Origin of the sequence: Virgibacillus indicus, assembly GCF_002266285.1 — a bacterium.
Lineage (GTDB): Bacteria > Bacillota > Bacilli > Bacillales > Amphibacillaceae > Virgibacillus_K > Virgibacillus_K indicus.
In genome coordinates this window covers 146,241-159,347 of sequence record NZ_NPMS01000002.1, presented here as the reverse complement: position 1 = coordinate 159,347, position 13,107 = coordinate 146,241, and the positions used below count along the sequence as shown (strand labels likewise).

Below are 13,107 nucleotides of genomic sequence, written 5' to 3'. Positions count from 1 at the left end.
TGGTACTCCACGTTTGGTTATCCAAATCCCTAAGATCACTTTATCCCTTCATAGTATTAGAAATTTATGAAATATAAAAGAGAACAAGATAGATATGATCTGTAAATTAAAACGCTTCTATTGATTGAAGAGGTTTCTTTGAATTTTTCTAAAGGACAATTAATATTTCCTGTATTGGGAAAATTAACAGATAAATCATTAAAAACATGTGTCGAAATACAAAGAAACTTCGGTGATTTTCCCAATACAACATAATATGAAATTGATGTATATTTAAATTAGAGATAGCAACTATGTATTTATTCTATCTATTAAAAGGAAGGGGGGAGAATAATGAGAAAACCCGCAATTTTGTTATTGTCTGTGTTGTTATTCATGAGTATGGCTATAACTGTATCAGCAGAAACAGTATTTGAAGATAAAAATGCAATATATGATTATAGCCGCACTCCGGAAGTATCTACTACATTAGGTAAAGGCAGTGAAGGTAAAAATTCCCTAAATGCTACAAAAACTGCTACATCTAACACAAATGCTAGGGTCTGGGTATCTTCTAAGCCGTATTCCCTATCAACATCCAAATCTACCATAAAAGAAGATTATATTTACACTCGGGCTAGGGTTTTTGATAAGAATGGTAGAACTTTATCGAGTAAAACAGATTCTCAGAAGAAAACCAATATTGTAAGTGCTACTGCTTATCATCCATCCTTATTATGGACAAAAGGTGATTATGGATTGGGAAATCATCAATATAGAACTAGTGGATATAAAGATGTTTATCATCAAACAAAAGACTTTTTTAAATTGGTAGGTTAAGTTTTGTATGTAAGTCGCCAGTAATGTATGCAGTTCATTACTGGCCATTATCAAATAAAGGAGATAATTAAAAATGAAAAAATATATCTTCTATCTGTTAATGATTGGTATTTCCTTGATTATTATTATCTCCTTTTATAGCAATAATGACCAAAATGAAAAATCAAATTCTAATAATACACGTGAAGGTATGGGTTTGAATTCCAATACTATTCAAATTGGTTTATTGGATACCAATGGTAAACTGATAGATAATGGTTCAAAGTTGTTAGAAAAAAAGAATAAACTGGATTATACAATCTCCATTGATAATTTCATTGATAATGAGAGTGAATATAAATTGATAGTTCTTGCTGATTTCCAACAAGTTTCCTTTACGGTTAGTGGTGAAGAATTTATTACCTATGATTTTAATATTGGGGCTAATGAAAGTAAAAATATCGAGACACGTATTGACTATAAAGAACCAATAAATGAAATTGTTTACTTGCTTATAAAAGAACCGAATTTTTTATTTAAACCTGAAGAAATAACACCTGAAGTGATGGAAGCTGCTGGATACTTAGAACAGATACTCACTTTAAGATTTAGTGTAGATAATGGAAGTAAAAATATAGATTTCTCCAATAAGTTTCTGGAAAATAATAGTATACCCATTGTTGAAGCCTATTTAAGTGCGAATAGTAGTGTATTAGACCCAGTATTTGAGAAGAAATCTGGAGAAAAATTAAAACTATCTATCGGAAATGTATTGGACGAAGAGTTAGAGTTAGCTGTTATTCAGTTCGTTAATTGGGACCAGCTAGAATTTGAAAAAGGTAAGGATGTCGAGTATTTAAAAGTTGAACCTGGTAAAGTATACACAAAAGATATTGAATTACCTAAAGTAGAAAAGGAAAAAAATTATCAGGTTATTGCTTTTTATAAACCATACTCAGTATCACCTTCAGACTACAATAGTTTATTTACATTTGGTACATATAGACTCGTCATTAGTCCTAGATAAATATTAATGGTTATTATAATCCCCTAGATACAATCCCCCTGTAAATGGTTCAGTGTTTATTGTAATTGGGGTTATTCATTCTGAAAAAAACTTGTTCCTACTATTCAAACAGCTACATGGCTGATTACGCTGGTATAAGTGTGAAACCGCTGATATGGAGTTCAAATAAAATATAACAGTGCCTTGAGCCCCGATTGTATAGCTTAAAAAAATGAGGGTACGCGAACTATCATAATTCTTGTACCCTTATTAATTTTATTTGTTTTTTTCAGCCAGTCCCATTTTCTTCAATTTCATATTCCCCACCCGGTTTTGCAAAGTAACGATTATAACGTTTTTTAAATAAGTAAAAGAGCTGTTCAACGATTGTACGAAGCACCGCATAGCCTGGTACGCCAAGAATGACACCGAACACACCAAATAGATGACCGGCAGTCAAAAGGACAAAAATAATTGTAACAGGATGAACATGCAAGGATTTTCCGAAGATTTGCGGTGAGATGAATTTTCCTTCTAAAAGTTGAACAATTGTCCACACAATTATCAGTTTAATCACCATAAAAGGTGAGGTGACTATTGCGATAATAAGTGCCGGGGTTATGGCGATGGTTGGTCCAAGATATGGAACAATGCTAGTGACACTTGCAATTGCCGCCAAAATAAGTGCATAGTCCATGCCGATAATTAAGAACCCGATATACATCATAATCCCGATACAAAAGCTAACCATAATTTGTCCTTGAATATATGATTTCAGCTGTAAATCTACCTTGACAAACACCCTTTTTGTTTCAGTTCTCATTTTAGGAGGAAGTATTTTCAGCACTACTTTTGGAAGTTTGTCTCCATCTTTAAGCAGGTAAAAAAGGACAAAGGGAACAGTAATTAGTGAAATAGCAACATTGGCAACAGTTGCAACGATGTTTGTTAAATTATTAATGGTGTCGCTTAGCAACTGTGAAGTGTCACTTACTAAAGAATCAATAAATTCCCCGTTTTTATCTATTAAATCTTCATAATAGGGAGCCAAAAAGGAATCTTTCAGCCAGCCATCCATACCAGTAAGGAACTGCTCTAAATAGTTAGGAAATGTATTAATAAAGCCTTTAGTCTGTTCAATAATAAAAGGAATGATTGACATAATCCCAAACGCAAGGAGCCCAGCTATAAGAATGAATAGCAGTAAAATAGCCCATACCTTCTTAATACCAACTTTGCCCAGTAATTTTACTAAGGGACGCAATAAGTAATAAGCAATTATTGCAAGCAGAACTGGCAGAGCAATGGTACTGATTAGAATAACAACTGGTGTAAAGATAAAAGAAACGCTGTTATACAATAGGATAATCAGCCCTGTTAGAAGTATAACTCCAAGAATATAAAGTGTTTGACGCCCTCCAAGAAAATGAATGATATTTGATTTTTTCATTACTGCCTCCACTCCTATTGTAACAATGATTATTTTTAGCGTTCATATTATGCAGGAAACTTTAAATATACCTGCAATAATAACTCAAATTTCGAACTAGCGTATAGCTTAAACCCTGCTTTTATATTATAACAGGATATTCAATTAACTCTAAAAGGCTGAAGACATAATTTTTGCTAAGACCTGAGGTGTATATAGATGGATAAATACTGGTGGTTCAAAGGCACTTCCAGCCCTTTCATATTTTATACATTTATTCTAAGACGCAATACAGAAAGATTTTATAAATATTTTTCAAAAATAATCAAAAAACACTTGCATTAATATACATTTTAATGCATAATAATTCATTAATAGGAATAAATATAAGGAGAGCGATATATATGGCAAAGGAAAAAATTGTTTTAGCATACTCTGGGGGACTTGATACATCTGTTGCTGTAAAATGGCTGCAGGACAAATATAATTATGATGTCATTGCGGTGGCACTTGATGTAGGGGAAGGCAAGGACCTTGAATTCGTTAAAAATAAAGCACTGGATGTTGGTGCAATAAAATCCTATGTTGTTGATGCCAAAGCACTTTTCGCAGATGAATATGTACTGCCCGCACTGCAATCCAATTTATTATATGAAGGAAAATATCCATTAATTTCAGCATTATCACGTCCTTTAATTGCCAAAATTCTCGTTGATATTGCAGAGGAGGAAGGCGCGGTTGCTGTAGCACATGGCTGTACGGGTAAAGGAAATGACCAGGTGCGCTTCGATGTTGCCTTTACTGCATTAAATCCCGAACTTAAAATTGTTGCACCAGTTCGTGAATGGGCAATGACCAGAGGAGAGGAGATTGAATATGCCAAAGAGCATGGCATCCCGGTGCCAGTTGATGTAGATAATCCATTCAGTATTGACCAGAATTTGTGGGGAAGAAGCAATGAATGTGGCGTACTGGAAGACCCGTGGGCAGAAGCCCCTCCGGAAGCCTATGATTTAACTGCAGATCCAGTAGAAGCACCAGATAAGCCGGAGACGATACAAATCACCTTTGAACAAGGTAAACCAGTCTCATTAGATGGAGAAGCACTTCCATTGGAAGCACTTATTTTAAAATTAAATGATATTGCCGGGAAACATGGAGTCGGACGGATAGATCATGTGGAAAACCGTCTTGTTGGCATTAAGTCACGTGAAATTTATGAAGCACCTGCAGCAATTACTTTAATCGCTGCACATCAGGAGCTGGAGGCTCTGACATTGCCTAGGGAAGTCGCAGAGTTTAAACCGGTAATCGAGCAGAAATTTGCACAAGCCGTTTATTACGGCCTTTGGTATTCTCCATTGACAGACGCACTGAAAGCATTTATTGAAAAGACTCAAGAGAATGTTTCAGGAACCGTTAAGGTAAAATTATACAAAGGGCAAGCAACCGTTGTTGGACGTGAATCTGCACATTCACTTTATGACTTTGATCTAGCTACTTACGATAAAGGTGATGCATTTGATCATGAAGCAGCATTAGGCTTTATCAAGTTATGGGGGCTTCCGACACAGGTTCATGCATCTGTTAATAAAAAGAATCAGAAAGACAATGATTCCATGAAAAAAGCTGCAATTGATGTAAAGGAAGCTGTTAAACAATGAAGCTATGGGGCGGCCGTTTTACAAAACCCACCAATCAGCTGGTGGACGAATATACAGCATCCATCTATTTTGATAAAAAACTAGCAGACTATGATATTCAGGGAAGCCTCGCACATGTGGAAATGCTGAAGACTTGCGGTATCATTCCGGATAATGATGCGAATACTATTACAGAGGGTCTGCAAAAGGTTGCCAAAAAAATTGAAAATGGTGAAGCACAGCTTAGTGAAGAGCATGAAGATATTCATATGAATGTTGAAAAACTGCTGATTGAAGAAATTGGCCCTGTCGGGGGGAAACTGCACACCGGCAGGAGCCGAAATGATCAGGTTGCCCTTGATATGCGCCTTTATTTACGGGATGTATTGATTGAAATCAGCCAGCTGTTGGTGGATGTCCAGGAATCACTGCAAAAACAGGCAACAGAGAATTTGGAGACAGTTTTGCCAGGCTATACGCATTTGCAAAGAGCCCAGCCTGTTCTTTTCGGACACCACATGATGGCATATGTTTTTATGTTCCAGCGTGATTTGGAAAGACTGATGGACAGCTTGAAGCGGGTGAATAAATCCCCCCTTGGAGCAGGTGCGCTAGCTGGCACAACATTTCCAATTGACCGGCAGTTTGTTGCAGATAAGCTGGGCTTTGATGGAATTTGTGAAAACAGCTTGGATGCAGTCAGTGACCGAGACTTTGTTGTCGAGTTTTTATCCAATGCCTCCATGATTTCCATGCACCTCTCACGTTTATGTGAGGAGCTTGTGCAATGGTCCAGCGCCGAATTTAATTTCATCGAATTGGATGATGCATTTTCTACTGGAAGCAGTATGATGCCTCAGAAGAAAAACCCGGATGTAGCCGAGCTTGTAAGAGGGAAAACCGGCCGGGTATATGGTCATTTAGTCGGCATGCTGACAACATTAAAGGGGCTGCCGCTTGCATATAATAAAGATATGCAAGAAGACAAAGAGGGCATGTTTGACACCGCAGATACATTAAAGGGAGCACTTGCTTTATTTGCTCCAATGATTGAAACAATGACCGTGAAAAAAGAAAATATGTATGAAGCCGTAAGCAAGGATTTCTCCAATGCGACGGATTTAGCAGATTATCTAGTTGGTAAAGGGATGCCATTCAGAGAATCCCATGCAGTTGTCGGGCAGGTTGTTTTACACTGTATCCAAAACAATAAATACTTACTGGATTTGAGCCATGAGGAATTTCAGTCGTTTTCAGAATTAATTGAAGGTGACATCTTTGGGGTACTTACACCGGAAGCAGTTGTTAACGCACGTGATGTTGCTGGCGGCACAGCAAAAAACCGGGTGAAAGAGCAACTGGAAATTGCTGAAAAACAGGTTGCAGCTTCAAGTGCTTGGATCGAGAAGCAGAAAAATAACCGGCCAGGTAATGAACAATAATTAATGGAGAGTGGTTACATGGAATTAAAAGCAGATGAAATTAACCCCGAACCCAACCTTTCAGGACGTGACTTTTTAACACTCGCAGACTACAGTGGAGTAGAGTTGCTCTATATATTGGAAACAGCACATGAATTAAAAGAAAAACAGAAATCAGGAATAAGCTATCAGCCGCTAAAAGGCAAAACACTTGGGATGATTTTTGAGAAAGCATCTACAAGAACCCGAGTATCATTTGAAACCGGAATCTATCAGCTTGGCGGAATGGGATTGTTCCTAAGCTCAGACGATATTCAAATGGGAAGAGGAGAACCGATTTCAGATACAGCAAAAGTGTTGTCAGGCTACCTTGATGGGATTATGATCCGGACGTTTTCACAAAAAACAGTGGAAGAGCTTGCTGAAAATGCCAGTATCCCGGTGATTAACGGCTTAACCGATTTGTATCATCCATGTCAGGTATTGGCTGATTTCCAAACGATTCAGGAAGCAAAAGGCAATCTCAAAAATGTGAAGCTTGCCTATATTGGTGATGGGAATAATGTTGCACATTCGTTAATGCTTGGAGCGGCAATCATTGGGATGGATATTAGTATTGCAGCCCCTGTAGAGTATCAGCCTGATTATGCGGTGATTCAACAAGCAAAGGCAATCGCTGCTAAAAATGGAAGCAAGGTGGAAATAACTGAAGACCCAGTCCGGGCAGCGCGAAATGCAGATGCCATTTATACGGATGTTTGGGCAAGTATGGGGCAGGAGCAGGAACAAAAGATACGTGAGCAGCAATTTGCCGATTTTCAGGTAAATAAGAAACTACTTTCTCATGCTGCAAAGGATGCCATCTTTATGCATTGTCTTCCAGCACATCGAGGAGAAGAGGTATCTGCTGAAGTAATAGATGGCAAACAATCCGTTGTTTTTCTGCAGGCAGAAAATAGACTCCACGCACAGAAAGCTTTGATGTTGGCCTTGATGGGATGAGTTTTAGTAAGAGGGAGCTCGCTATTGGCCGTTTGGAAATGAACTTTAAAAAGAGAAGTCACATAGAAGAGCTCTACGTGACGAAAGGGAACAACATATGAAGAAAAAAATCACATATAGAAGCTCTACGCGACGTTTCGCTACAATATTAATGTGCATGTCCAGTAGAACCAAACGTACCGTCAGCATTCCATCGCTGGCGTTCTTTTTCATTTCAATGTTTCCAGTCCAGCTTGACATGCAAGTTTAGAGCAATACCTAGCTAAAGGGTGTATAATGGACTTAGCATAAATAGATTAAGGAGATAAACATGAAGCTTATAGCAACAGACTTAGATGGAACACTTTTAAACGAACAAGGTAAAATTAGCCCGGAAAATGTCCAGGCAATAAAAAAGGCAACAGACCTTGGAATCAAATTTGTGGTTGCAACCGGAAGATCCTATGGTGCAGCAAGCGGACCATTGAAAGACGCAGGTCTAATCAGCCCCATTATCAGCATGAACGGTGCTGTAACGTATGATACAGAGGGAAATGTGTTGAGAGAGGCCCTCCTTGATAAAACAGTTGCCCGGCAGATTCAATTAGCTTGTGAGAAAGAAGAAATATATTTTGAAGTTTTTACAAGCAACGGAATCTATTCAACAAGCCGTGAATATTTTATTGAAGTGATGGTGGATGTATTGCGCACCATTAATCCGGATGCTTCAGAAAAGGATCTGCGGGAAAGTGCCAACATGCGTTTTCAAGAAGAGCCTGTTGAATTCATTTCGGACTATGATCGTTTATTTACCATGGATGATTTAAAAATATATAAAGTTTTAGCCTTTTCTATAAATAAAGAAAAATTGGTGAGAGTCCAAACTGAATTAAAGGATGAGGCAGGAATCACAATCACTTCATCTGGTGACATAAATTTGGAATTTAACAATCCTGATGCCCAGAAAGGAATTGCACTTGAAGAACTTGCAAATGATTTGGGGATTGAAATGAAAGATGTTATGGCACTTGGTGATAATTTTAATGATGTTAGCATGCTGGAAAAAGCAGGCCGTGGTGTCGCTATGGGAAATGCTGCGGACGCGATTAAAGAAGTGTGTTCATACAGTACAGATTCAAATTCAAATCATGGAGTTGCCTTGGCTATCGAAGAAATGTTGAAGGAAATTACAATAGGATAAGGAAGAAAAGCATTAGTTTATAAAAGAATTATTAATAAATAGCCAGAAAAAAGTCGTTTTCCAGATTTATGGGATAACGACTTTTTTTACTGCATAGGAAATTATAAAATTTTTGACCTGTGGATAAATAAACAACCAAATCAGCCACGTCCGGCTCCAGCGCCCAGCGACTAGCGGACTTCCTTCACCTCCGTACGATAAGTCAACATCGGCTCCCTACGGTCACCGTGTTTCCTTTATCTCCTACGGCTCAGTCCAGTCCGTACGTCGCTAAACGGGCGCTTGCGCCTTTGTTCCAATGATAGGGAGGTAAGAGAAGCGGCTATTTTATGATAGAGTCTTATCGCTGTATAATATGTAAGCAGATAGGAAATAGATACAGGCAATACCTGAAAGAAATAAAAACAATGAAAGATTCCTCGTCATCTGTCTCCACAGAAAAACTCCTTTAAGCATGAAATCGCCCTTTATTTAGTCTAAACGAGCCTTTTACATAACTTTCCTAACCATATGTTATATGTGAGAATTTGTTAAATTTAATTAAAACTCCCTGCATAAATTAACATTTTATGAACTTTAATTTGTATAATAATGCTTTCACACAACTTTCACATAAAATCCATTGATTAGTTATTCTGATACTGATACATTTCTGTTAGAAGATGTTCTACTCTGTTAAAATTAATCAATGAAACAAGGGGATGCAAAAATGCTGCCACCTGAACGACAAAATCGCATTAGAGAATTAATTCTAGAAAGGCATTATTTGAAAATATCCGAACTAAGTAAAGAAATTGGTGTTTCTGAGATGACGATTCATCGAGATCTAAAAGCCTTATTAAATGAAGGAATCGTTATAAAGACGTTTGGCGGAGTTATGCTGGCTAACAATAATACTAGTAAAAACGCTGTCTCTGATGAATGTATTATTTGCAGCCGTAAAGTAAACGAACGCCTGACATACCAGCTATTTCTGCCGAATAACATTAGAGAAATTGCCTGCTGTGCGCATTGTGGTCTTCTTCGCACCCGTCAATTAGGAGATAAAGTAGTTCAGGCAATATGTTCGGACTTTCTAAGACATACAACGATAAGTGCAGCTTTAGCCTGGTATGTGATGGACACATCCATTCAATTGGGATGCTGTCACCCACAAGTTCTGACATTCGAATGGAAAGAACATGCCGATAAATTCGTTAAAGGATTCGGCGGTAATGTTTACGGTTTTAATGAAGCAATGGAAGTCATTTTCCACAAGATGAATGGAAACGCGCATTGCTGCAGCAAACATAATAATGGGGGGATATAAAAATGAAAAGCAAAATTTTGTTGTTAATGTTAGTTTTAATAATGGCTGTTTTAGCTGCATGTGGTAATCAAAGCGAAACTGGGGAAGGGCAGGACACAGAAGAAGAACTAAAATTGCTTGAAGTCGATTTTAAGGTCCCTGAGAAGGCAGATGCTGGTGAATCAGTCGAATTGAAGGCAATCGTTACATACGGTGATGAAAAAGTTAAAGATGCAGATGAGGTTAAGTTTGAATATTGGGAAAAAGGAAACGAAGAAGATAGTACAATGATTGAATCCAATAACAATGAAGATGGCACGTACACTGCTGAGGTATCCTTTGATGCGGATGGGGTTTATGAAATGTATGCCCACACTTCAGCCAGGGAATTACACACAATGCCAAAAAAATCAATTACAGTTGGTGAAGGTGCGACTGCTGATCAGGAAAATCAAGATAATCAATCGGAAAATCATGAACATGATGAACATAACGAAGGGTTTGGGATTCATTTTATGGAGCCGGAAGATATCAGGGTGAATCAGGAAACGGACCTTATGGTACACCTGCAATTGGATAATGAGCCACTAGGAAATGCAAATGTTCGTTATGAGATTTTCAATGACGGTTCAGAAAAGCATGATTGGGTTGAAACGGAAGAAACTGAACCAGGCGAATACTCCGGTTCATTTACATTTAGTGAAGAAGGTATATATACAGTAATAACTCATGTTGAAAATGATGAGGGCTTACATGAGCACAAGGAACAAAAAGTTGAAGTAAATCAATAGAGAAGCACCTAAATTTGAATGTTTAGAGGGATTCCTTTTATAGGAACCCCTCTAATTTACTTTAAAGCGAAATGGATTTTATGATTTTATTGAAGGTTATTGCTCTGTGTAAGTTTCTCTCAAAAATTTAATTGACTGGTTGATCAATGCCTTTAACACATCAACATCAATATCCGCTACTTTATTAATATAAACACATGCCTTTCCAGCCGTGTGTTTTCCAAAGTCCTTCAGTAATTCCTCGCGCTTGTCATCTCCTGTGGCAAAATACAAACTGATTTTAGCCTTTCTGGGTGAAAAGCCAACTAAAGCAGCATCACCTTCGTGGCCGGATGCATATTTATAGTGATAGGATCCGAAACCAATAATGCTCGGCCCCCACATCTTTGCGGGATAGCCAGTAGTTTCTGTGAAAATATCCAAGAGCCTGTATGCATCTTCACGTTTTTTAGGGGTCTCCACACTTTCAATAAATTCGATGACACTATTGTCGTTTTCCTTTGTTTTTAGTTCGTACATGGTCAATCTCTCCTTTTTCTAGACAATATATCAATTAATTAAACTATACAATATTGAACTAAAAATAAAAATAGCAAAAAGCCCACCAAATTTTAGTTGATGGACATATTTGAAGGGTAACATCTTTTGATTCTTTTACATAAAGAAGGGATTTTCCAAATGCTGAAAAACTTTCGATATCTTGCTTTTTAACTCGAAATACATTAATCTCCGGCTTTTACGTTGTATAATAAAATTAGGGTGAGGTCAAAGTGACTGCAAAAGTAGAAATTACAGAATTTGGTTCCAGAAAGCCCACTCTTTCAAGGGTGGGATGAACGGATTTTTTCGCGATTGACGAACACGCGTTCCTTGTGCTATAGTGAATTTATACATGTTTCTACGGAAGGAATGGTGTTTCTTGGCGAAAGAAAAAAATCCTACTTTTATCTTAGAACTCAAATTATCTACTGAGTTGTGGCAAACGCATATTCTGAATACTCGTTTTGAAGTAGCTCGAAAACTATATAACATCACTCTATCGTATGCATTGAAGCAACTTCGACGCATGAAAGAATCGAAACAATACCGCCAAAACATCCATGAATACCGAAAATACAAATCCCTTTTCATGAAAGCAAAAACAAAAAAAGAAGAACAACTCTATAAAAAAGAATTAACTGTTAGGAAACAAGCATTAAATACTCTTCGCAAGTCGCATCAATTAACGAAATTTTCACTTCATGGCGTAATTGCAAAACACCAACGTAACTACAACACACATATAGATAGTCATACAGGGCAGAAGATTGCAGATGCCGTTTGTAAATCAATGGAAGAAGCTCTCTTTAAAGGAAATAAAGCTCACTTTAAAAAATATGGGACACTTACTTCGGTTGAAGGAAAAACCAACGCATCAGGTATTCGCTTCAAAAAAGAAGATAATACACTTTATTGGCTTGGACTAAAACTTCCTGTCATTATTCGAGAGAATGACTTGTTTTCCCAAGAATGCATTGCGAATCATCGCATGAAGTATTGTCGCATTGTCAAGAAAGTCATTCGTGGTAAGGATGTGTTTTATATCCAACTGGTGATGGCTGGCATCCCACCTGCTAAACGCATCAATACTACAGGTGAGTTTCGGCACAAAATAACACCGTCTGGCAGAGTGGGTATTGACATTGGCACATCCACGGTTGCTGTTAGTTCGAAAACCGAAGTGTTCTTACAACCACTTGCACCAAAACTTCCGCAGTTTGACCAGGAAAAACGCAGGTTACTACGCAAACTGGATCGCAGTAAACGAAGCATGAATTCACATAATTTTAATGAAGACGGAACCATTAAACTTGGTGTTAAACTTGTTTGGAAACGTAGTAAAAACTATATAAAAACCTTGTATCAGCTGAAAGAGCTCTACCGCAAGCGAAGTGTCTATGTAAAAGAACAACATTCTAAAATTGCTAACCACATTTTAAGATGTGGCGATGAAGTTTATGTTGAGAAGATGTCTTTTAAAGGGTTAGCCAAACGCTCTAAGATGACAAAGCACAACAAGAAAGGAAAACTCCAATCCAAAAAGCGTTTTGGTACAAGCATTGGTTCGTATGCCCCTGCACTATTGATAAGCATTATTAACCAAAAATTAGGATATTTGAATAAAGAAATTTATAAAATTAACACGTACACCTTTAAAGCCAGTCAATACAACCACATCACAGATACTTACCAAAAGAAAAAACTCAGTATGCGCTGGACTGCCATTGCACATCATCGTATTCAGCGAGATTTGTATAGTGCCTTTTTAATCATGAACAGCAACCTTGATTTAAAGAAAACCAATCGAGGATTATGCAAACGAACCTTTGATGGATTTATAAAATTGCACAATAAATATATAGATGGTTTAAAGCTACAAACAGAAGTTTTCCCAAGCAGTATGGGCATTAAAAAAGCAAATTAAGAAGGGATTCCTTTGTAGGTAGAGCTACCTGCCTCCGTAAAAAGTATTCGCTAATACAACATTGGTTGTATGGAATATAAAGTCT

General features: G+C 37.5%; 11 protein-coding genes. 9 read left to right on the top strand and 2 right to left on the bottom strand.

The genetic code is table 11. The features are described from left to right. The first annotated feature begins 333 nt into the window (after positions 1 to 333). Together CIL03_RS06475 and CIL03_RS06470 are read left to right on the top strand one after the other, a co-directional pair. A complete protein-coding gene (locus CIL03_RS06475) occupies positions 334 to 819 on the top strand; it encodes a hypothetical protein (RefSeq protein ID WP_094884802.1) in 486 nt (161 codons plus the stop codon). A 73-nt stretch (positions 820 to 892) separates the two neighbouring features. After that, positions 893 to 1,825, top strand: coding sequence for a hypothetical protein (locus tag CIL03_RS06470; RefSeq protein WP_094884800.1), 933 nt, complete (start codon positions 893 to 895; stop codon positions 1,823 to 1,825). Between the two features lie 268 nt (positions 1,826 to 2,093). On the opposite strand, the gene CIL03_RS06465 is transcribed toward CIL03_RS06470, so the two are convergent. Continuing rightward, positions 2,094 to 3,254: an AI-2E family transporter gene (locus tag CIL03_RS06465; RefSeq protein WP_094884798.1), complete on the bottom strand. Its 1,161-nt coding sequence runs from the start codon at positions 3,252 to 3,254 to the stop codon at positions 2,094 to 2,096. Positions 3,255 to 3,637: 383 nt separating this feature from the next. Here CIL03_RS06465 and CIL03_RS06460 point away from each other — a divergent pair, with 383 nt between their 5' ends. The 6 genes from CIL03_RS06460 (at position 3,638) to CIL03_RS06435 (ending at position 10,558) form a co-directional block, all read left to right on the top strand. Further along, positions 3,638 to 4,897, top strand: coding sequence for an argininosuccinate synthase (locus tag CIL03_RS06460; RefSeq protein ID WP_094884796.1), 1,260 nt, complete (start codon positions 3,638 to 3,640; stop codon positions 4,895 to 4,897). Then, the gene (argH, locus tag CIL03_RS06455) at positions 4,894 to 6,318 is read left to right on the top strand and encodes an argininosuccinate lyase (RefSeq protein ID WP_094884794.1); all 1,425 of its coding nucleotides are present in this window, start codon (positions 4,894 to 4,896) and stop codon (positions 6,316 to 6,318) included. Before CIL03_RS06460 ends, argH begins: the two co-directional genes overlap by 4 nt. Positions 6,319 to 6,336: 18 nt before the next feature. Then, positions 6,337 to 7,299 (top strand): ornithine carbamoyltransferase, encoded by a 963-nt coding sequence (gene argF, locus CIL03_RS06450; RefSeq protein WP_094884792.1) that lies wholly within the window; start codon positions 6,337 to 6,339, stop codon positions 7,297 to 7,299. 310 nt (positions 7,300 to 7,609) lie between these two features. Further along, positions 7,610 to 8,479 carry a Cof-type HAD-IIB family hydrolase gene (locus CIL03_RS06445; protein ID WP_094884791.1) on the top strand — a complete coding sequence of 290 codons (870 nt, stop codon included), beginning with the start codon at positions 7,610 to 7,612 and terminating at the stop codon, positions 8,477 to 8,479. 709 nt (positions 8,480 to 9,188) lie between these two features. Then, positions 9,189 to 9,788, top strand: coding sequence for a DeoR family transcriptional regulator (locus CIL03_RS06440; RefSeq protein WP_206207674.1), 600 nt, complete (start codon positions 9,189 to 9,191; stop codon positions 9,786 to 9,788). Between the two features lie 2 nt (positions 9,789 to 9,790). Further along, on the top strand, positions 9,791 to 10,558 hold the full coding sequence (locus CIL03_RS06435) for a FixH family protein (RefSeq protein WP_094884789.1): 768 nt from the start codon (positions 9,791 to 9,793) through the stop codon (positions 10,556 to 10,558). 96 nt (positions 10,559 to 10,654) lie between these two features. On the opposite strand, the gene CIL03_RS06430 is transcribed toward CIL03_RS06435, so the two are convergent. Beyond that, positions 10,655 to 11,077 (bottom strand): DUF1801 domain-containing protein, encoded by a 423-nt coding sequence (locus CIL03_RS06430; protein ID WP_094884787.1) that lies wholly within the window; start codon positions 11,075 to 11,077, stop codon positions 10,655 to 10,657. Between the two features lie 400 nt (positions 11,078 to 11,477). Here CIL03_RS06430 and CIL03_RS06425 point away from each other — a divergent pair, with 400 nt between their 5' ends. Continuing rightward, complete coding sequence (locus tag CIL03_RS06425; protein ID WP_240508014.1) at positions 11,478 to 13,022, top strand: hypothetical protein; 1,545 nt, start codon at positions 11,478 to 11,480, stop codon at positions 13,020 to 13,022. The last annotated feature ends 85 nt before the right edge of the window (positions 13,023 to 13,107 follow it).

Coding starts and splice junctions, on each gene's coding strand:
- CIL03_RS06475 (WP_094884802.1), top strand. CDS start 334: ATGAGAAAACCCGCAATTTTGTTATTGTCTGTGTTGTTATTCATGAGT.
- CIL03_RS06470 (WP_094884800.1), top strand. CDS start 893: ATGAAAAAATATATCTTCTATCTGTTAATGATTGGTATTTCCTTGATT.
- CIL03_RS06465 (WP_094884798.1), bottom strand. CDS start 3,254: ATGAAAAAATCAAATATCATTCATTTTCTTGGAGGGCGTCAAACACTT.
- CIL03_RS06460 (WP_094884796.1), top strand. CDS start 3,638: ATGGCAAAGGAAAAAATTGTTTTAGCATACTCTGGGGGACTTGATACA.
- argH (WP_094884794.1), top strand. CDS start 4,894: ATGAAGCTATGGGGCGGCCGTTTTACAAAACCCACCAATCAGCTGGTG.
- argF (WP_094884792.1), top strand. CDS start 6,337: ATGGAATTAAAAGCAGATGAAATTAACCCCGAACCCAACCTTTCAGGA.
- CIL03_RS06445 (WP_094884791.1), top strand. CDS start 7,610: ATGAAGCTTATAGCAACAGACTTAGATGGAACACTTTTAAACGAACAA.
- CIL03_RS06440 (WP_206207674.1), top strand. CDS start 9,189: ATGCTGCCACCTGAACGACAAAATCGCATTAGAGAATTAATTCTAGAA.
- CIL03_RS06435 (WP_094884789.1), top strand. CDS start 9,791: ATGAAAAGCAAAATTTTGTTGTTAATGTTAGTTTTAATAATGGCTGTT.
- CIL03_RS06430 (WP_094884787.1), bottom strand. CDS start 11,077: ATGTACGAACTAAAAACAAAGGAAAACGACAATAGTGTCATCGAATTT.